This window comes from Novosphingobium terrae (assembly GCF_017163935.1).
Classification (GTDB): Bacteria; Pseudomonadota; Alphaproteobacteria; order Sphingomonadales; family Sphingomonadaceae; genus Novosphingobium; species Novosphingobium terrae.
This window is the reverse complement of record NZ_JABVZR010000002.1, coordinates 1,735,409-1,755,388: the sequence shown is the minus strand read 5'-3', so window position 1 is coordinate 1,755,388 and position 19,980 is coordinate 1,735,409. Positions and strand designations below refer to the sequence as shown.

General features: G+C 64.0%; 19 protein-coding genes. 5 read left to right on the top strand and 14 right to left on the bottom strand.

Translation table 11 applies throughout. The annotated features are described in order from the left end of the window. Positions 1-7: 7 nt before the first annotated feature. The 10 genes from HGK27_RS25750 to HGK27_RS25705 are packed head-to-tail and all read right to left on the bottom strand — an operon-like array spanning position 8 to position 9,464. Positions 8-466: a PaaI family thioesterase gene (locus HGK27_RS25750; RefSeq protein WP_241127472.1), complete on the bottom strand. Its 459-nt coding sequence runs from the start codon at positions 464-466 to the stop codon at positions 8-10. Positions 467-468: 2 nt separating this feature from the next. Continuing rightward, on the bottom strand, positions 469-2,094 hold the full coding sequence (locus tag HGK27_RS25745) for an AMP-binding protein (protein ID WP_206243678.1): 1,626 nt from the start codon (positions 2,092-2,094) through the stop codon (positions 469-471). A 2-nt stretch (positions 2,095-2,096) separates the two neighbouring features. Next, a complete protein-coding gene (locus HGK27_RS25740) occupies positions 2,097-3,500 on the bottom strand; it encodes an aldehyde dehydrogenase family protein (protein WP_206243677.1) in 1,404 nt (467 codons plus the stop codon). Positions 3,501-3,516: 16 nt separating this feature from the next. Next, the gene (locus tag HGK27_RS25735) at positions 3,517-5,742 is read right to left on the bottom strand and encodes a TonB-dependent receptor (RefSeq protein WP_241127471.1); all 2,226 of its coding nucleotides are present in this window, start codon (positions 5,740-5,742) and stop codon (positions 3,517-3,519) included. A 28-nt stretch (positions 5,743-5,770) separates the two neighbouring features. Continuing rightward, entirely contained in the window at positions 5,771-6,220 is a 450-nt protein-coding gene (locus tag HGK27_RS25730; RefSeq protein WP_206243676.1) for a cytochrome c family protein, read from the bottom strand. Further along, on the bottom strand, positions 6,217-6,669 hold the full coding sequence (locus HGK27_RS25725; RefSeq protein ID WP_206243675.1) for a c-type cytochrome: 453 nt from the start codon (positions 6,667-6,669) through the stop codon (positions 6,217-6,219). The genes HGK27_RS25730 and HGK27_RS25725 overlap by 4 nt, the downstream gene beginning before the upstream one ends. Next, the gene (locus HGK27_RS25720) at positions 6,666-7,214 is read right to left on the bottom strand and encodes a methylamine dehydrogenase light chain (protein ID WP_206243674.1); all 549 of its coding nucleotides are present in this window, start codon (positions 7,212-7,214) and stop codon (positions 6,666-6,668) included. Before HGK27_RS25720 ends, HGK27_RS25725 begins: the two co-directional genes overlap by 4 nt. Next, positions 7,214-7,807 carry a thioredoxin domain-containing protein gene (locus tag HGK27_RS25715; protein ID WP_206245552.1) on the bottom strand — a complete coding sequence of 198 codons (594 nt, stop codon included), beginning with the start codon at positions 7,805-7,807 and terminating at the stop codon, positions 7,214-7,216. The genes HGK27_RS25720 and HGK27_RS25715 overlap by 1 nt, the downstream gene beginning before the upstream one ends. Next, on the bottom strand, positions 7,807-8,292 hold the full coding sequence (locus tag HGK27_RS25710) for a MauE/DoxX family redox-associated membrane protein (protein WP_241127864.1): 486 nt from the start codon (positions 8,290-8,292) through the stop codon (positions 7,807-7,809). The genes HGK27_RS25715 and HGK27_RS25710 overlap by 1 nt, the downstream gene beginning before the upstream one ends. Beyond that, complete coding sequence (locus tag HGK27_RS25705) at positions 8,292-9,464, bottom strand: amine dehydrogenase large subunit (RefSeq protein WP_241127470.1); 1,173 nt, start codon at positions 9,462-9,464, stop codon at positions 8,292-8,294. The genes HGK27_RS25710 and HGK27_RS25705 overlap by 1 nt, the downstream gene beginning before the upstream one ends. A gap of 152 nt (positions 9,465-9,616) precedes the next feature. On the opposite strand from HGK27_RS25705, the gene HGK27_RS25700 reads away from it, so the two are divergent. Continuing rightward, the gene (locus HGK27_RS25700; RefSeq protein ID WP_241127469.1) at positions 9,617-10,279 is read left to right on the top strand and encodes a TetR/AcrR family transcriptional regulator; all 663 of its coding nucleotides are present in this window, start codon (positions 9,617-9,619) and stop codon (positions 10,277-10,279) included. Positions 10,280-10,410: 131 nt separating this feature from the next. Here HGK27_RS25700 and HGK27_RS25695 read toward each other — a convergent pair whose 3' ends face one another. Genes HGK27_RS25695 through mhpA form a run of 3 tightly spaced genes read right to left on the bottom strand, consistent with a single transcriptional unit; the run spans position 10,411 to position 13,861 of the window. After that, positions 10,411-11,343, bottom strand: coding sequence for a VOC family protein (locus tag HGK27_RS25695; protein WP_206243671.1), 933 nt, complete (start codon positions 11,341-11,343; stop codon positions 10,411-10,413). Positions 11,344-11,402: 59 nt separating this feature from the next. After that, on the bottom strand, positions 11,403-12,251 hold the full coding sequence (locus HGK27_RS25690) for a fumarylacetoacetate hydrolase family protein (RefSeq protein WP_206243670.1): 849 nt from the start codon (positions 12,249-12,251) through the stop codon (positions 11,403-11,405). Further along, complete coding sequence (gene mhpA / locus HGK27_RS25685; RefSeq protein WP_206243669.1) at positions 12,248-13,861, bottom strand: bifunctional 3-(3-hydroxy-phenyl)propionate/3-hydroxycinnamic acid hydroxylase MhpA; 1,614 nt, start codon at positions 13,859-13,861, stop codon at positions 12,248-12,250. The genes HGK27_RS25690 and mhpA overlap by 4 nt, the downstream gene beginning before the upstream one ends. Positions 13,862-14,030: 169 nt before the next feature. On the opposite strand from mhpA, the gene HGK27_RS25680 reads away from it, so the two are divergent. Continuing rightward, entirely contained in the window at positions 14,031-16,346 is a 2,316-nt protein-coding gene (locus HGK27_RS25680; RefSeq protein ID WP_206243668.1) for a TonB-dependent receptor, read from the top strand. Positions 16,347-16,371: 25 nt separating this feature from the next. Here the strand turns inward: HGK27_RS25680 and HGK27_RS25675 are convergent, their stop codons facing one another. Beyond that, positions 16,372-17,082: a TetR/AcrR family transcriptional regulator gene (locus HGK27_RS25675; RefSeq protein WP_206243667.1), complete on the bottom strand. Its 711-nt coding sequence runs from the start codon at positions 17,080-17,082 to the stop codon at positions 16,372-16,374. Positions 17,083-17,138: 56 nt separating this feature from the next. On the opposite strand from HGK27_RS25675, the gene HGK27_RS25670 reads away from it, so the two are divergent. The 3 genes from HGK27_RS25670 (at position 17,139) to HGK27_RS25660 (ending at position 19,936) form a co-directional block, all read left to right on the top strand. Then, positions 17,139-18,323, top strand: a complete 1,185-nt coding sequence (locus HGK27_RS25670; protein WP_206243666.1) for a cytochrome P450 — start codon at positions 17,139-17,141, stop codon at positions 18,321-18,323. A gap of 178 nt (positions 18,324-18,501) precedes the next feature. Continuing rightward, the gene (locus tag HGK27_RS25665) at positions 18,502-19,119 is read left to right on the top strand and encodes a VOC family protein (protein ID WP_241127468.1); all 618 of its coding nucleotides are present in this window, start codon (positions 18,502-18,504) and stop codon (positions 19,117-19,119) included. A gap of 28 nt (positions 19,120-19,147) precedes the next feature. Further along, complete coding sequence (locus tag HGK27_RS25660) at positions 19,148-19,936, top strand: alpha/beta fold hydrolase (protein ID WP_206243665.1); 789 nt, start codon at positions 19,148-19,150, stop codon at positions 19,934-19,936. Positions 19,937-19,980 lie beyond the last annotated feature (44 nt).

Genomic DNA, 19,980 nt, shown 5'->3' with positions numbered 1-19,980 from the left:
CAAGACACTATCCGTCGGCTTTCGGGCTTGCCCCCTTTTCACCCGGCAAGGCAAAGCCGACCGTGGCCTGCGCGACCAACCCCACGCTTTCTTGCGAAAACCGTACTTCTGCCGTCGCCAGCCTGCGGCCCAGCTTGAGCAGATGGGCATCGGCGATTAATGGCGCATCTCCATAGGCCGCGCGCAGAAAATTGATCGTCAGCGTGGTGGTCAGCGCCATCGTTACCGGGCCGAGATGCGCCGCGATCACCGCAAAGGCGCCGACATCGGCCAGCCCCATCAGCGTCGGGCCGGAGATGATCGCGCCCGGCCTCAGGCAATCCTCCGGCGGCGTCAGGCTGAGGCGCACATGGCCGGGCTCCACCCAGACCACCGATCCATAGCGCCTCCGCGCTTCCGGATGGAACATCGTGTCGAGCAGGGCAGACAGGCCTTGCGGATCGTAATGCAAAGGCAGATCAGCCACGGTCAATCGCCCCCACGCAGCGCACATTCCATGATCTTGCGCATCTCGAACTTCTGGGCCTTGCCGGTCACCGTCATGGGGAAAACCTCCACAATGCGGACATAGCGTGGCACCTTGTAATGCGCGATCCGGCCCTTGCAGTGAGCGATGACATCACTGTCCTGCAGAGTGCCGCCATCCCGCGCGATGACCCAGGCGCAGACCTCCTCACCGAATGTGTCATCGCTGACGCCGAAGACCTGAGCATCGACGATATCGGGATGCGAAAGGAGGAATTCCTCGATTTCCTTGGGATAGATGTTCTCGCCGCCGCGGATGATCATATCCTTGATGCGCCCGGTGATGCGGACAAAGCCGCGCTCATCCATCACCGCCAGATCGCCGGAATGCATCCAGCCTTCAGCATCGATGGCCTCGGCAGTCTTGGCCGGATCGCCCCAATAGCCCTGCATCACGGCATAGCCGCGTGAGCAATATTCGCCCTGCTGGCCAACCTCCAGCGTTTGCCCATCCGGGCCGATCACCTTGGCCTGAGCATGGTGATGCACCCGCCCCACGGTGGAGACCCTTTCCTCGATCCCCTCATCGGCCAGCGTCTGGGTGGTGAGCGGGCTGGTCTCGGTCATGCCATAGCCGATGGTCACCTCGCGCATGTTGAGATGTTCGATGATGCGCTCCATCATCGCGCGGGGGCATAGTGCGCCCGCCATGATGCCGGTGCGCAGGGTGGAGACATCGCTGCGCTCCAGATCGGGGTGGTTGAGGATGGTGATCAGCATCGTCGGCACGCCATGCAGCGCGGTGCAGCGCTCCGCCGTCACGGCTTGCAGCACCAGAGCGGGATCGTAGGCCGGGCCGGGATAGATCATCGCCGCCCCGCTGGTCAGCGCGGCCAGATTGCCCAGCACCATGCCGAAGCAATGGTAGAGCGGCACCGGAATGCAGATGCGGTCCTGCGGGGTGAGCCGCATGTTGCGCCCGGCGAAATAGCCATTGTTGAGGATGTTGCGGTGGGTGAGTGTCGCGCCCTTGGGAAAGCCGGTGGTGCCGCTGGTGAACTGGATGTTGATCGCATCGTGCCGGTCGAGCGTGACGGCGATCTGCGCCAGGGCCTCGGCATCCACATCGGCGCCCAATTCGGACCAGGGCAGGAAACCTTCGTGCGCTTCCTCCCCTAGTGAGACCAGCAGGCGCAGATCGGGCAGGGTGGCGCGGTCGATCTCGCGCAGCATGGCGATATAATCGCTGGATTTGAACGAGGGCGCGGTGACCAAAGCGCGGCATCCCACCTTGCCCAGCGCATAGTGCGCCTCCCCGCTGCGATAGGCCGGGTTGATGTTCACCAGAATGGCGCCGATCTTGGCGGTGGCGAACTGGATCACCGTCCATTCCGCGCAATTGGGCGACCAGATCCCCACCCGGTCGCCCTTGCCGATGCCATGCGCGAGCAGACCGCAGGCCACACGCTCGGCCTGATGGTTCAGTTCGGCCCAAGTCCAGCGAATGCCCTGATGGCGGGAGACGAGCGCCAGCCCGTCCCCCCAGCGCACCGCCGCCAGCGACAAGGCCTCGCCAATGGTGGTTTCCAGCAGCGGAACATCGGTTGGTCCTTGCGTGATCGACAGCATGTTCACCGCTTTACGTTGATGACCTGAAGTTGGGTGTATTCGGCAAGGCCCTCGCTCGCCTGCTCGACGCCGAGGCCGGAATTCTTGAACCCCGCCATGGGGATATGCGGCCCGATGGCGATATGCTGGTTGACCCAGACCTGCCCGCTTTCGATCCGCGCGGCGATGTCTGCCGCTTTCTCCACATCGCTGGACCACACCGATCCGCCCAGCCCGTAATCGCTGGCATTGGCGCGGGCGATCACCTCCTCGACATCGGAGAAGGGGATCACCGGCAGCACGGGGCCGAACTGTTCCTCATCGACAATCTGGTCGCCATCGCGCACATCGCGCACGATGGTGGGGCGGATGAAATAGCCCGCGCGCTCCATCGCCGCGCCGCCCGCGATGACCTTGCCGTCGCGCTTGGCCGCTTCGAGGAAGCCTTGCACCTTTTCGAATTGCGCCTTGTTCTGGATAGGGCCGATCTGGGTGCCCTGCTTCAGCCCATCATCGACGATGGCCTCCTCGGCCAGCCGTGCCAGTTCGGCGCACATGGCATCATAGATCGCCTGATGCACATAGGCGCGCTTGATGGCGAGGCAGACTTGCCCTGCGTTCAGAAAGGCGCCGTTGAAGATCGCCTGCGCCGTCTCGCGGATGTCGACATCCTCCAGCACGATGGCCGGATCATTGCCGCCCAGCTCCAGCGTCACGCGTTTCAGCGTGTCCGCGCTGCTGGCGGCGATGCGCTTGCCGGTGGCGGTCGAGCCGGTAAAGCCGATCTTGGCGACATCGGGGTGCGCGGTGAGATGCGCCCCCAGATCATTGGCATCGGTGATGATGTTGACCACGCCTGCCGGGAAGATATCGCGGCACAAGGCCCCCAGCGCCAGAGCGGAGACAGGCGTGGTCGGCGCGGGTTTCAGCACGATGGCATTGCCCGCCAGCACCGCCGGGCCGATCTTCCAGCAGGCGACCAGCAGCGGGAAGTTCCAGGCGATGATGCCCACCACCACGCCCAGCGGCTTGTGCTTCACTGCGATGTAGCCGCTGGCATCGTCCTGAATGACGCGGTCTGGCAGCTCCAGCGTGGCGTAATGACGCAGATAGCCCTCGGTCCACGCGACTTCGCCCTGCGCTTCGGCCAGCGGCTTGCCCTGTTCCTGCGTGAGGATGCGGGCGAGACGGTCGGCATCTTGAGCGATGGCATCGGCCAGACGCAGCAGATGGGCGCGGCGCGCCTCCAGCGTGGTGGCCGCCCAGCCGGGAAAAGCCGATTTGGCCGCGGCAATGGCCGCATCAGCCTGCCGCGCCGAGGCGCGCGGCACGGTGACAAAGGCCTCGCCCAGCGCCGGGTTGATGACCTCCAGCGTGTCATCGCCCTCCAGAAGCTCTCCGCCGATCAGCAGTCTGTAGTCGGACATCGACTCTCTCCTGTGTTTAGAACTTATACCCGATTGTGCCGCCGAATGTGCGCGGATTCCCGATATGGTTATAATCAAAGCCAAAACCTGCCAGCAGATCGACCCGCGAGGTGAAGTAGAAGGTGTTGGCCAGATTCTTGGCCCAGAGCGAGGCGGTCCAGCGCCCGTCCTTCGTCTCGTAATCGATGTGGCCACCCACCAGCGCATAGGGCTTCTGGCGCAGGCGGGGGATGTTGAGCACCTCGAAATATTGGGCGGACTGGTAAGCGATGTCGGGATGGAAGGAGAGCTTGCCTTTGTCGCCATCCAGCAGCGTCAGATCGATGCCCGCGTTGAAGGTGAAAGACGGGGCATTGGCCAGCCGGTGCCCTGCGACATCGGTGCCGCTGACCGTGCCTTCAAGGATTTTCGTCGAGAGCAGTCCCATGCCGGCGCGGAAGGAGAGGGCGCGCGATGCGCGCACCGTCAGATCGGCCTCGCCGCCGAAGATGCGCGACTTGGGGATGTTGAGCAGCGTCTGCGCGGCGCTGCTCGGATCAACGTTGATGAATTGCTGATTGCGATAATCGTAATAGAAGGAGGCAAGGTTCAGCGTGATCCGGCGGTTGGCAAACTGGTTCTTCAGGCCAATTTCATAGGATGTGACCTTTTCTGGCCGTGCCACACTCAGTTCAGCAGGCGAAAAGAATGCCTGAGCATTGAAGCTGGGCGCGCGATAACCCTTGCTGAAGCTGGCGTAGAAAAGATGATCGGGGGCAATCTTGTAGTCGAAGCCAACCTTGCCCGACCAATTGTCATTCGAATAATAGAGGGCAGACAGCGGAATCAGATTGGCCACCAGCACATCGTCCACGCCGTAAGCATTGGACGAAAAACCTGTCTGCGATCCTGTGTCATGGGTGAAGCGCAGACCGCCACGCAGGGTGAAACTGTCCGAAAGCTTGTATTTCAGATCGCTGTAGGCGGCGTAACTCTTCTTCACCTGATCGAACTGGTTGCGCACCTTGCAGGCCACCGGCAGACCTTCCGCGCAGTCCAGATAATTTATAACACCATCACCATTCACATCAACATCATTGCCGATTTCGAAGGTGGTCTGGTTGTAGACCTTCTCGCGGTTGTAATAGAGGCCGAAGATGAATTCGAAAGGTCCGCCGAAATTGCTGGTCAGGCGCAGATCCTGAGCCACCTGCTCGGCGCGATCGACATAGGGGATTTCGAGCGTCTTGGCGGCGGTGCCATCGGTGTCCTCATAGAAAGACAGCGAACCCTTGTCCCATGAGGTGATGCTGGTCAATGCCAGCTTGTCCGTCACATCGATGTTGGCCGTCAGCGAGACCGAGGTCGTGCGCGCATGCCTGCGCTGCGAAATGTCGGAGGCGATCTGGCGCTGCGAGAGGCCGGGTCGATTCACCGCTTCGGGCTGAGCATAGATGCCGTAATTGTAGGGGTTCTGAAAGCTGGTCGAGGCACGCAGGGTGAATTTGACCCCGTCGCTGGGCTTGAACACCATCGTCCCGCGGAAGGCATATTCGCGCGTCTCGGCCAGATCGGGCATGCCGGGCACGACATTCTTGAACCAGCCATCGGCATGGGCGAAGGTGCCCGCCACGCGCACCGCCAGCTTGTCGCCCAGCGGAACATTGATCGCACCGTTCAGATCGACGCGGTTGTAATTGCCGTAGCCAACGCTGAAATCACCGCTGGTCTCGCCCAGTTTCGCAGTCTTGCTGATGATGTTGACCGCGCCGCCGGTGGTGTTCTTGCCATAAAGCGTGCCCTGCGGCCCGCGCAACACTTCCACCCGCTCCAGATCATACATCGCCACGCCCAGCAGCGCGAAATTGCCCTTGTAGACTTCATCGTAATAGGTCGCGACGGGACTGGCCTGATTGAGGCTGTAGTCCGACATCGACACGCCGCGCAGCGAGAAGATCGGCGTGTTGTCCCCCACGATGGAGGTCAGCTGCAGGTTGGCGACCTTGGTCACCAGACTGTCCACGCTGGTCACGCGCGCCTTGCTCAGCGCATCGCCGCCAATCGCGGAAATGGAGATCGGCACCGCCTGCACATTTTCCGCGCGCTTGGCCGCCGTGACGACGATCTCGCCCGTTTCAGGCGCTTTCGGCACCGGCGCCGCCGGCGGGGCATCCTGCGCCATCGCCACACCCGGCAGCACCGCCATGGCGGCTGCAAAGGCGATCCTCGACAGGCCGGATGCGAAACTGACTCCCTTGGTCATGATACCACTCCCCCAGCGATGGGATCAGCTACCTGGCCGTCCCATTCATGTGTTTCAGAAGCTTGTCTCGTACCGCCACGCGCTCAAGCCGCAGCGGTGTGGCGCGCAGTCTCCCGATCTCCTGCGCGGTGTAAGGTTTGAAATCCTTCGGCAGATGGCCTGCATCGAAGCGATAGAGCGTCCAGTTCAGCAGCCGGGCCAGCCGCACATCATCCAGATCGGTGGTGGCCACCCCGGGCACCTGACCCAGAAACTCCCGCCCGCCCGGCACGGCCAGAAACCGCGCCACTTCCCCGGCCAGCGGCGGGGTGGAGCGCATATCGCCCGTGCCGTCTGGCCGGTGGCAACCCTGACATTTCAGCATGTAATCGACATGAGCGGCAGCGGCATCCGCCCCGGGCGTGTTTTGCGCTCCTCCCCGCCCCGCCGCAAGGAGCAGCAGGCCCGCCAGCGGTAGGATGAGGGTGCGCGCGATCATTGCCCGCCCGCACCCTCATGCAGCTTGGCAACATCGGCGACGCTCAGCTTCGCTCCACCGGCCCGTGCCGCTGCAACCTCGGCGGGGGTAAAGCTTTTGAAGGCGGGGCCGCTGGTGGCGATCTTCGCACCGACATGGTTCAGCACGCCCGCCACCGCAGCATCGTCGAGCGGTTGGGCGGGCATAAAGCCGCGATAGGGCTTGCCCTGCACGGTGATCGCGCCCGAAAGCCCCTTGATCACCGCCAGCGCCAGATAGCGCCGCCCTTCAGCCTTGGTGGCCAGATTGCGGAAATCGCTCTGCAGCGGCGGGAAGGCACCCGGCACGCCCGCGCCCGTCGCCGTATGGCAGGCGGCGCAGCGGGTAAAGATCTGCGCCCCATCCGGCGCGGATTGCGCCAGAGCCGGGCTTGCCAACAGGGCAAGCGGCAGGAACAGCGCGCCCCTCATTTCTCACCTGCCGTGCCGATGATCACGGCGGTCGAGCAATTGTAGACGCTGCTCTGCGTGCCAAGGCACCAGTTGTAATCATTGTTCGATTGCGGGCGCACCTGCGGGCGGTCGCCCTCATTGCGGTTGCACAGGCAGTGGCCGCAAGAGGTGGTGCCGCAGCAATCATTGTAGCTGATGACATAGGCGCGCCCGTCGCCCGGATTGGTGCAGGTGCCGATCCAGGTGATCGGCGACATCTCCGTCCCGGGCGGGCAGGTGCTGACCGAGCCGCCGCAACAGGAACACAGGAAGCCGTCGATCGCGCAATAGCGCCAGTAATCGCAGCTTGCGCGGTTGCCCGGATCATTGGCCAGCGCCGAGGCGATCGGCGGGCGGGCCTCCCCCGCGCCATGCGGCGCGGCAGAAGCGCGCGACACCGGCAGAGCGGGAATGATGGCGGCTCCGGTGATCGCCGCGCCCAGCCGGGCCAGCGTGCCCCGGCGCGAGACGCCTTGCGCCACCTTGCGCGCGGCTTTTTCGGTCCAACTGTCGAAGATCGGCATTATTCCGCTCCCCCCTGACGGCGTGCGAGAAAGTCCTGAATGGAGGCGACGCCGCGTTCCTTGGCCTCGAACAGGCTTTCGAGATGCTCGCGGTTGTTGATGAGGCCGAGCGAGGCGAGGCGACCCTCTTCATCGATCAGCACGGCATAGGGCAGTTTGGAGACGCCAAAGGCCCGGCCCAAGGCTTCGGACAGCACCAGCGGCACGCCCTCCAGCCCATGATCGGCAACGAGGCGGCGATAGGCCCCCGCACTGCCGTCCCCGGCCAGCACGATGTCGAGCCAGTCGCTTTCGGCCCGCGCGGCGGAGCGCACGATCGGCAGCAACACCTTGCACACCGGGCAATCGGGTGAGGCGAAGAACACCAGCTGGCTTCGCGCGCCGCCGCCGCCGACGGTGATCCGCCCGCCGTCCAGCGTATCGAGCGTCAAGGCGGTGGGCTTTTCACCCACGGAGACCTTCTGGTGCAAGGTCAGCGCGCCGGCAGGAGCGATCCGCTCATGCAGCACGCCCACCTGCCGCACCAGTGCCGCGACCAGCACGGCCAGCACGATGACAGCGATCCAGAGCAGAATTTGCGACACCATCAACATCATCGGGCCCTCGCAACAAGAGGAAGGGAAAGAAATTCGCCCGCGGCGAACCACAGGGCGGCAAAGCCCAGCGCGGCGAAGATCAGGTCCGGGCTGAAGGCGCCGGCGGGCAGCAGGGCGACCATCACGGCCACCGCCGCCAGCACCACAGGCCGCAGGATCGCGCCTGTCGAGACCGGCTTGTCGCGGCGCATAAAGTCGCAGCCGCAGTCGATCCGCTGGCCGCGCCGCCGCCACAGAGCCGCAGCATAAAGCGTCCAGAGGGCAGCCCCGGCCACCGCGCCGATCTGCGTCAGGCCCGGCACCAGCAGCGTGATCGCCGCCAGCGCTTCCCACAGGCCTGCGACCAGCAGCAGGAAGGGCGCCTCGCGCAGCCCCACGCCGGTCAGCGTGGCGGTGGCGGCGATCAGCCTGTCGCGCTCGGTCCATTTGTGCAGGCAGGCCGCACCCAGCACCAGCGCCAGGAAGAAGCTCAGCGCCTGCATCACGGCACCGGCGTGAGAAGGGTGGGATTGGCCGCCGTGGTGCGCCCCAGCGAATGCACCTTCTGCCCCGTCGCGGGGTCGAAGATATCGATCAGCCCATCGGCGCTGGCGGCCACCAGCCGGGGCTGGGCCTCATGCGTCATAGCGATGGAGGAAAAGACCCCGCCCAGCGCGATCCGGCTCACCCGCTTGCCCGCCACGGGATCGACCACCCAGACCTCCGTGCCGCCATCCTTGTGGCTGCCCTCCTTGCCGTTGGGGCTCATCAGCACATAGAGCAGGCCCTTGCCGTCCGAAGTGCCGTCCGAGGCGATCACCTGCCAGCCACCGGGCCGCCATTCCGGCGCGCCACCCTCTGCCGTGCCGACATTGGCCAGTCTGGGCAGAGGCACGGCGACCGGTCCCGAAAGATCGAAGCCCTTGAGCTGACCGTGATAGCTGACGAACCACGCCACCTTGCCGATCATCGCGGGGATCTGGAAATGGGGCTGGCGGTCGATATCCTGCACATTGGTCAGCGTCTTGGACGACTGCACCTTACCCGCGGCATCGAGCTGAATGCTGATCAGCGAGCCATCCTGACAGAAGGAGGTGAAGCCGCGCTCCCCCGTGGGATAGATATGGCTGCAACCGGGAAGATCGATCTCTCCCAGCAGTTTGCGTCCCGCCAGATCGACCACCGTCACCGATTGCGCCGGGGTGAAATTGGCCACCAGCGCCCAGCTGTCATGGTTGATCAGCTGGAAGATGTTGCGATAGGTGACGGAAAGCTGGCGCTTGCCGCCGGGCAGCACGATCTCGCCCTTGGGCTGCAGCGTGGCCATATCCCAGATGGTGATGGCATCGGTGCGCTCGCCGCGCGTCAGGCGGGTGTAGAAGGTTTCCGCCGTGTAGATCTCATGGTTGGCGGGCGAAATCTGCGAACTGGCGAATTGCGAGGCCCGCACCAGCCCTTTCAGCGGCTGCACCGTATCATGCGTGTCGACAATCGCCAGCTTGCCGTCGATGATCGAGGCAAAGTTCAGATCATGGACCAGCAGCCAGCTTGCCGGCCAGTTTTGCGGCAAGGTGGTGACGGCGGGGATCGGCTCTTCAGCCAATGGCGCCGGAGCTGTCGCCGCATGGGCCGCCGCCGGAAGCACGCATGCCGCGCCCAGCAGAAGCGCGGCCATAAAAGACCCTCTGCGCATCATTCTCTCCCTGTCCGCCCAACCTCATGTTAGGTCGTGACAGGTGTGATTTGGGGTCATTTCTAAAAACTTGTCAATGGACATAATTTTGTCGAGTGTCATATTTTCGATATTTCTGAGCTGAGGTTTTTCAAGTGACTGACAAGACAGGCAATCTTATCGCCTTCGCCGTCCGCGACCTGGTGCTGCCCGAGCGTGAGGGCGGCTACAGCAAGGGGCATGAGACAAGGGAAATGATTCTGCGCGCCGCGCTCGGCCTGCTGATCGAGGAAGGCTATCAGGCGCTGAGCATGCGCCGCGTGGCCGCCGCCTGCGGGCTGAAGATGGGCAATCTGACCTATCACTTCACCACCAAGGACGATCTGGTGCGCGATCTGCTGGATGCGGTGATCCGCGCCTATGAGATCGAGTTCGACAAGATCACCCATCGGCGCGGCACGCCCCCCGCCGAACGTCTGGCCGAATTGTGCCAGATGGTGCTGGAAGACATCCGCACCAAGAAGACGACACGGCTGTTCCCCGAACTCTGGGCGCTGTCCAACCATGACAGCTTCGTGCTGGAGCGTGTGCAGGAACTCTATGCGCGGGCGCGCGTGTCGCTCAACGATATCATCGAGGAAATGCGGCCGGACCTCTCGGTCGAGCAACGCTCGGCCATGGCGCTGTTCATCTCCGCCTCGATGGAGGGGCTGACGATGTTCGCCGGGCATGAAAAACCCTTCGAACACCGCATGCCAGAGCTTGAGGCGGTGTCGATCACAGCCTTTCTGGCCCTGATCGAGCGATTCGGGACATAGCAGCCGGTGCCCCTATGCGCGCGGGTCGCATGCGCCGCATCGTCCATCAGCCCGGCTGTGCCGGTCACATCGTCATGCAGGTGACAGGTCTCTGATGGTGTGCTGATGGACGTTGCGATGGCTTTCTGTTTTCAAGCGTCCAACCGCGCAATCTCGTAATTATGGACGAAATCGCCGGGCACCGATGGCCCCCAATTCGCCAGACTGTCTTCCAGCGCATAGTTGGTCGGGGTCCATAGCGCGTAATCGTCGATGTAATCCATGTCGGAATAATATTCGAACCAGCTGCCCCAGGGGTCCTGAATATAGTGGAAGAAGTTGGAGCCCACCGTGTGGCGCCCAAAGCCCCAGTCCCCCTTGCCCATCTTCCCGGCCAGCGCGCGACCGCCACGGCCAACCTCATCAGGATCGTTCACCTGAAAGCTGGCATGGTGGAAGCCCACGCCCGGCGATTTGGCGAAGGCCAGCACATGATGCTCGCTTTCCTTGCGCGCGCAGCAGAAGGCGATGACATCCTGCGACCGGTCGGCCAGCCCCATGCCCAGCGCCTCGGTCACAAAGCGCACGCTGGCAGGCACATCCGGCGAAAAGACGAGAACATGGCCCAGCCGGAGCGGATGGACGGCGCCATAGGCCCCTGTCGGCAGCATTGCCGACCGCCGCTTGCGCAGGATACGCCCGGGCGCGTTGATCTCGAAAGCGGGGCCGCCTTCAAGCGGCGGATCGCAGGGGTGTTCGACCAGATGGAGCAGCATGCCATGAGGGTCCTCGACCCACAGGCCGCTGGCGGGAAAGCCTGCGGGCGCGGCCATGACACGGCCACCGAAGCGGGGAACGCGCTCGGCGATCGCCTCCAGATCCTCCGCCCGCAGCGCGACATGGTGCAGGCGCTTCGATGCGAAACCGCCCAGCAAGGTGATCGATTCCCGCGCCTGCCCTTCGCAACGCAGGCGGGCGACATCGCCCTCAACGGCAGAGATCAGCCCGGCATCGCTGTAGAAGCGAACCCCTTCATCGATGTTCGGCACCTCCAGCGTAAGCGACAGCATTCCCAGAACTGCCATATCTTTATCCTCTCCATTGTTGGCTGGCGGCGGCACTTGCACCGCCGCCAGCAGCGGGCTCAGGCCACGCGATTTTCGATGACGCCGATGCCCTCGACCTCGCAGCGCACCACATCGCCGCTCTTGAGGAAGGTCGGCGGCTCCATGCCCACGCCGACGCCCTCGGGCGTGCCGGTGGCGATCAGATCGCCCGGCTCCAGCGTGAAGGCCGTCGAGAGATAGGAGATCTGCGCATCGATCCGGTGCAGCATGTTCGCCGTGTTGTTGGCCTGACGCACCTCGCCATTCACCAGACAGCGCAGATCGAGCGCCTGAGGATCGGCCACCTCATCCGCCGTAACGATCCAGGGGCCGATCGGCCCATGCGTATCGAACGACTTGCCCATGGTGAAGGTCGGCGAATGGAACTGCCAGTCGCGGGCCGAAACATCATTGGCCACGAAATAACCGAAGATATGGGCCAGCGCGTCTTGCGGCGTCACACCCTTGGCGCGCCGACCGATCACCACCCCGAGTTCGACTTCATAGTCCAGCTTCTCGGTCACACCGGGCTCGATGGCGTCGAAAGGGCCGGAGAGGCAGGTGGTCTGCTTGTTGAACCATACCTGATGCTTCGCGCGGGCCACGCCAAGCTTGTCGGCCTCTTCCAGATGCTTCTGGTAGTTCATGCCGATCGCGAGATATTTGCCGGGCTTTTCGATAGGGGCCAGCAGCGCCACCTGCGCCAGCGGCGTGGAAGGCGCATTCCCGGCCACCTTGCGCACAGCATCGAGACCGGCCTCTCCCGCCTCGATCAGGGCGAGCATGGTTGCAAAGGGCAGGCCTGCGGCGGTCAGATCGGCAATCCGGTCGCCATCGACCAGACCGAGATGGACGCCGTCACCGACGGCAAAACGCGCGAGTTTCATACATTTTCCTTATGCTCAAGAGATGTGGTGGCGGATGCATGGAGGCCATGCGCGCGCAGATCATCCGCGAGCGCCCCGGCCAATGCGGAAAGATCGCCCGCCCCGATGGCGCCGCCGTAGACGTAGAAATCGGGGCGGATGATCATCGCGTTCCAGCCCTGCGCATCGAGGAAGGCCTCGATCCGGCCATCGACATCGGTGGCATGGCCCGCCCCGATCTGAAGGCATCGCAGCCCGGCGAGGGCCAGCGTGTCGCGCACAGGGCCGACGGAGGACTCGGGATCGAAGCCCCGCGCGATCACGAGGAAGCCGCTCCCGGCCTCCGTCAGATCGTCGAGGCGCGCATGCCTGCCATCCTGCGCAAGGGTGCCATGTGGCGAGAGCAGCCCCGCCCCCGCTTGCAGCGCCGCGCCATTGGGCCGGAACAGCAGCCCGTGATCCAGCTTGGGGAACGGCGGCAGCGGCGGGGCATTGCCGCCCAGAAAGGCACGGTCGCGGGCGGCAGCCTCCTCCGGATCGGGGATGCAGATGATCTTGCCGAGGAAGATCGCCATATCGGTGATCTGGCTGACATGAGGCATCCGCTCGGCCTGATAGGTGTCGAGCAGCAGGTCATCCGCCACGCCCGACAGCACCAGCTCCAGCTTCCACGCCAGATTCCAGGCGTCGCGCATCCCTGCGCACATGCCCTGCCCCATGAAAGGCGGCATGACATGCGCGGCATCGCCCGCGATCAGCAACCGCCCATCGCGCCAGCGCGACGCAATCAGCGACCGGAAATTGTAGACCTTGTGACGGACCAGCTCGACCTCGTCCGGCCCCGCCCATGGCTTGAGCAGCTCCCAGACATAGGCCTCATCCTCCAGTTGCTCGACCGTTTCATGCGGCAGCCGCATGAACTCCCACCGCCGGAACAGGCGGCCCTCACGCACACCTGCGGGCACGATGGTGGTGGGCCGCGCCGGATTGCAATATTGGCCCGCGCCGGGCAGCCCCAGCCCCTCGACCGTCACGCCATCTTTCAGCAGCACATCGATCACCAGCCAGTCCGCCTGAAAGCCGCGATCCTCACGCGCGCCGCCGATGGCGGTGCGCACCAGCGAATTGGCGCCATCGCATCCCACCACATAGCGCGCGGACAGCACCTTCTCCTCGCCGCTTTCCAGATGGCGCAGCGTCACATGCGCCAGCGCCTCATCCTGCGTGACCGCGACCGCCTCCCAGCCGAGGTGAAGCTCCACCCCCTTCTGCTGCTGCACCATCGCATCGAGCGCACCTTCAAGCGTGGGCTGGTGGACGAAATTCACCTCGGGACCGCCCGAAATGGAGGCCTTCTGCCAATCGATGACCAGCAGTTCCTTCCAGTCGGCATTGAACCATTGGTAGAGGGGCCCGGCATGCGTCACCGAGGGCAGGACATCGCCCATCCCGTTCGCCGCCAGCACCCGGTACAGCTCGTGATCGACACAGACGGCGCGCGGCAGCGGGTATCGCGATGTCCAGCGCTCGCACACCGCGACCGACCTTCCCTTGCGGCCCAGCATCAGGGCGAGCGACTCGCTCACCGGGCCGTAACCGATCTGAATCACGTCATAGGGGCCTTCAGCCATTCCACTCTCCTGACCGACGTGGCGCGTCGGATCTTTTCATCATGACCATATATGTCATCTTGACAGATCTGTCACTATGAAGTCAACATCATCCTCAGGCCGCCGGATGAGCGGCGATGCAAGCGGACCTGCGCGATCACTGAATCGCCGGGCCGCGAGGAGAGAGGGGATGACGATGACACGAAGGCATTATCTTGCTTCGGTGGCCCTGTGCGGCCTGCTCTGCGGGGGCGCGGGCCGGGTATCCGCCCAATCGGTGCCGAGCGCCCCGGAGGGTTCCGCCGCGCAGCCCGGCGTGGCGGAAATCGTGGTGACGGCGCAGAAACGGTCCGAATCGGTGCAGCGCATCCCCGTCAGCGTTACCGCCGTCAGCGGTCAGGCGCTGGCCACGCAGGGGATCAAGGATCTGTTCCAGGCCGTCACGCTGGTGCCCGGCGTGGTCTTCTCACGCGCGCCGGACGATGGCCTGGCGCTGACCTTCCGCGGCCTCGGCACGCAGGCGCGTCCGCAAGCCTTTGAGCAATCCGTCGCCGTGTTCAACGATGGCGTCTTTCTCGGCAAGAGTCGGCTCTATTCCACCGGCTTCTTCGACATGGACCGCATGGAGTTCATCAAGGGCACCCAGTCCACCCTGCTGGGCAAGAATGCCAGCCTTGGCGCGATCAGCGTGGTCAGCAAACAGCCGGGCGACACATTTTCCGTCGAGGGCCGCGCCGGCTATGAGGCGCAATATGGCGGCTATCAGCTGGATGCGGCCAGCGATCTGCCGTTCAGCGACACAGTCTCGCTTCGTGTTGCGGCGCATTACAATGACCTTGACGGATGGGTGCATAATGACGCCACCAATCATGATGGCCCAGAGCACAAGGATCTGGGCCTGCGCGCCACCCTGCGCGCCCGGCTGACCGACACGCTGACACTCACCGTCTCGGACCAATATGCCGAGAACCGCCAGATCGGCTCCAGCTATCAGCTGGTGGGCGGCAATGTGCCGGCAAGTTATGGCGAAACCGTGCTCGACGGCCACACGGCCCAGTTCACCAGCGCGACGGCCAATGGCGACACGTTTCACCGCACGCGCTCCAATCTGGCCACCGCCAAGGCCGAGCTGAAGCTGGGCGATCATCTGCTGACCGCGCAATCCTCCTATGTGACCTATGCGCTGAACAATGCCGACGATTTCGATTTCACCACCGACGACAGCGTGAACTTCTTCCGCTCCGAACGCTATCGCCAGTTCACGCAGGAGTTGCGCATCCAGTCGCCCACCGGGGGCAAGCTCGATTATATGGCGGGCTTCTTCTACCTGAGCAGCCATTGGGACTCGCGTGAGGATCAGGAATGGCATGTGCCCGGCTTTCCGCCAGTGGGCGCGCCCGGCCCCGGCCAGCTGTTCAACGGCCCTTTCGTCAACCACTTCATTCAGGACCAGAAGGCCTATTCGGTCTTCGCATCAGGTACTTATCACATCACCGGCAGCCTTCGCCTGGCCGGCGGCCTGCGCTACACGCGCGAGACGAAGGATGTGCTCTATGGCCGTACCGCGCTGGCGCCCTTCACCGTCTGGAACACCATCGCCAACCCGCCCTTCGACCCAACCCCGCTGTCGCATGATTCAGGTTTCGTCGATGGCAATGTCAGCTTGCAATATGATGTGACGCGCAACGTGATGGCCTATGCCTCCTTCGGGCACGGCAGCAAATCTGGCGGTTTTGTCGAGAGCAACACGATCGCCGTGCCGCCCACGGCGCTGGTCAATGGCAAGGTGCCTGCCGCTCTGGTCGCCGCCGGTTCCGGCATCCGCGACGAGAAGGTCAAAAGCTATGAGGTCGGCCTGAAAACCACCCTGTTCGACCGGCGGCTGCGTTTCAACATCGCGGGCTTCTGGACCGACATCACGGATTTTCAGGATACGATCTTCACCGGCGGCACGCTGGGCTTCATCACCTTCAACGGCCCGGCCCGCAGCCGCGGCGTGGAGGTGGAAAGCGCCTTCCAGATGACGCGGGACCTGCGCTTTGATGGCGGGCTGACCTATGCCGATGCAACCGGCATCATCCAGCCGATCGATCCGGCCACCAATGCCCCCACCGTGGATGCCAGCGGCAATCCGGTCTATGGTCGCTACCGCCGCTCGCAGGCGCCCAAGATCATCTTCAACGCGGGGCTCACCTATGAAACGCGGCTAAGCACCCGCTTCAGAGGCCATCTTGGCGGCAATGTCCGCCACCGCAGCAGCATGTTCAATCAGGATCAGGAGCTGTTCCCATCCAAACCGCTGACGACGCTTGACCTGCAGGCGGGCATCGAGACCAGCGACAAAAGATGGGGCATCGATGTGGTCGCCAAAAATGTCACCAATGCGATCTCGCAGGATTTTGCCAGCCCTTCGGTCGATCCCCGGTTCAGCGCCTATTACGGGGCTTATCTGGCGGGGCCCAACCCGCTGCGCACCGTGATGATCTCGGTCCACTTCAAATATTGAGATGGTTGTGGCGCCCGCATCCCTCTCAGCCGATCGGGCGCCACCATGCCATCATGCCGGGCGCCTCAATGCGCAGGCGCTTGAAGGCGTTCTCGGACGTCTTCTCGGCCTTGCTCGGCGAGACGCCGAAGCTGCGCAGCACCATCGCGGCAACGCCGGTGATATAGGCCGTGTCCCGCTCGCCCGAGATGATGCGGCGGATCGCCTCATGCTTGGCCCCCATCAGCAGATCCGCGGCGAAATCGACCGCCACCACCGAATAGTCGCCCGTCTCGACGCCCATCCTGATGTCACCCTTGACCTTGCTGGCGATCAGCCCGTCCTCACCGCTCAGCAGCCCGAGATGGGTGATGAAGCTGCCCCAGTCCGGATCGATCCAGGCGCGCGAGAGGAAGGTCTGGAAGCCCGTTGCCGTCCGCATCACCGGGTCGGTCAAAACATCATAGACGTTGTGGATGTCGTCGGTCATCTGCTCGGCCAGTTCGAAGGCCAGTTGCGTGACCGCCTCATCCAGCGTGTCGAAATATTTGTAGAAGGTCCCGCGCGAGACGCCGGCGTGGCGCACCACATCCTCGATCACGGTCGCCCCCGTCAGCTTCCTGCCGCCGCAGACCGCCATCACCGACTGAAGCAGATGGGCGCGCATGCGTTCGCGCCTTTCCCGCGCGACGCGGACGCGGTGATCTTCCTTGGTGGCCTCGCCAACGGGGCGGGTGGCAGTCTCGACATGATCCATGCCCTCATAATGACAGAATGTCACCCAGACATAAAGCACTGAAACGGAGAGACGCGATGCAGCTGACCAAGGCCATTCCCACCTGCGAGATCGATTTCTGGAGCGATGCGGTCATCCTCGATCCCTACCCGCACTATGACCGCCTGCGTTCGCTCGGCCCGGCGGTATGGCTGGCACGGAACGAGGTCTGGGCGCTAACCCGTTATGACAGTGTGCGCAGCGCGCTGCTGTCGCCCGAGATCTTCTCCTCGGCCAGCGGCTGCATGGTGAATGAGCCGATGAACAGCGCCTCGCAAGGGATCATGCTGTGCAGCGACGATCCCCAGCATCTGGCCATGCGCCGCCTGTTCGCCCGGCCCCTGATGCCCAAGGCGCTGGCCGAGCTGAGGCCCCGTCTGGAGGCGCTGGTCGAACACAAGATCGATACCCTGCTCACCCGCGACAGCTTCGATGGCGTGGCCGAACTGGCGCATTACCTCCCGCTGGCCATCGTGACGGAGCTGGTCGGGCTCAACGAGGAGGGACGCCGGAACATGCTCGAATGGGCCGCCGCGATCTTCAACGCCTTCGGCCCCATCGAGAATGCGCGCACGCTGGAAGGTCTGGAGATCGCCCAGCATGTGATCGGCTATGTCCTCGAACGGCTTGACCGCGCCTCGCTGATCCCGGGCGGATGGGGCGAGGCGCTCTTCATCGCGGCGGATGCCGGAACGATCAGCGAGCACACGGCAAGGATGATGCTGATCGACTATCTCACCCCCGCGCTCGACACCACGATCAACGCCACCAGCGCGGCGCTGGAACTCTTCGCAGCCCATCCCGACCAATGGGACCTGCTGCGCGAGGACCCGGCGCTGATCCCCCATGCGATCAATGAGGTGGTGCGGATTGAATCGCCGATCCGCGCCTTTTCCCGGCATGTCACCGCCGATGTCGAGGTCGGCGATGTCCGCATTCCGGCGGGAGCGCGGGTGCTGATGCTCTATGCCTGCGCCAACCGCGACCCCGACAAATTCCCCGATCCTCAGCGCTTCGACATCCATCGCCGCCCGAGCGACCACCTCGGCTTTGGCATGGGCACGCATGTCTGCGCCGGCATGCATCTGGCCAAGCTTGAAATCTCGGTCATCCTTGAGACGATGGCGCGCAAGGTCCGGCGGATCGAGGCGTCGAACCCGGTCCGCCGCCCGCACAACACATTGCGCGGCCTTGCCTCGCTCGACTGCGCTCTGGTGGCGTGAACGCGCGCCCCTTGTCAGCCGTCTCCCTTCCGGGGGGCGGCTGATGGGCAGGTCACACCACCGGCCTCATGAACCTGCTGGAGTATCATGAAGCCTGCTTTGCCATCTTTTGAAGAGAGGCTCTCTCCTCCACATTCGCAGGCAAGAAGACGCCCTCTGGCAGATCTTCACGGAGAGAATGATGAGCCCCGCCCATCCCCCCGCCGCCCGCTCCGCGCCCAATCTGATGTTCAGCCATATGGGGCTCAGCGTCATCGACATCGACCGTATGGAGCGGTTCTACACCGATGTGCTGGGCTTTACAGTCACCGATCGCGGCGAGCTGGACATGGGCATGAAGCTGGTGTTCCTCTCGCGCGATCCGCTGGACCATCACCAGATCGTGCTGGCCACGGGCCGCCCGCCCGCCCTGCCAGACAATGTGCATGCCACCCAGTTCGGCCCCAGCATCAACCAGATTTCCTTCAAGATGGGCAGCATCGCGGATCTGCGCGACATCCATCAGCGCCTGCAGGAGGATGGGGCCAACCACATCTTCCCCGGCAACCACGGCATCGCATGGAGCATCTATGCCCATGATCCGGAAGGCAACAATCTGGAATTCTTCGTCGATTCAGACTGGTACATGGACCAGCCCTTCCTCATCCCGCTCGATTTCTCGCTGAGCGACGAGGGCATCTACGAACAGACCCGCGCCATGTGTGAAAAATCCCCCGGTTTCGAGCCCTATGGCGTCTGGCGCGATCGCGTCGCCAAGCGGATGACACCCTTCATGGCGGCCCCGTTCAAGGGCTGATCCCCACAGTTTGCAGGAGGAGTTTGCGATGACCAACCCCGATCTTCACATCACCCGCTGGGGCCAGCAGGGCAGCCGTATCGTCATGGTGCATGGCAGCGCGCAGGGCTCCTCCGTGGGCGGCGACGCGCATTTCTCGGCTCAGCAGGTGCTGGGCGACCAAGGCTGGCAGGTGCTGGTGCCCGACCGCCCCGGCCATGGCCAGAGCCCCTCGGCCGGGCGGCCCGACGATTTCGAGCTGGACGGCCTGTGGGCCGCCGATCTGCTGGGCGATGGCGGCCATCTGGTCGGCCACAGCTACGGCGGTCTGGTGGCGCTGGCGGCAGCAGCGGCGCGGCCCCAGGCGGTGCGCTCGCTGACGCTGATCGAGGCGGCCATGCAGCATCTCACGCTCGATGATCCGCGCACGCAGACATTCCTGCGCGAGATGGGCGAGGCGATGCAGGGCGCCACCTCGCTGGCCGATCTGGCGGTGCGCTTCTCGAAAGTTGCGGGCATTCCCGAAGGCATCCGCGGCAGGCGCGGCGTCGCAGAGCAGGAGGCCGTGGGCCGTGGCCTCTCCGCCATCAAGCTGCCCACGCCCGAACGGGTGCGCGAGCTGGTCGAGGCGGTGAAGGCCAACGGCATCCCGTTGCTCACCGTATCGGGCGGATGGAACCCGGGCATCGATGCCAGCAGCGAAAAGGCCGCCGAAATCACCGGTGGCCGTTATGTGCGCATCGATAGCCCGCACCACTTCCCGCAAGAGCATGCGCCAGACGCCTTCAATGAGGTGTTCACGGCCTTCCTCCACGAGGCTGAACGCCAGCACGCCTGACCTTACTACCGCATCGGTCCGCTCTGACACGCCGCCCCGCCGCG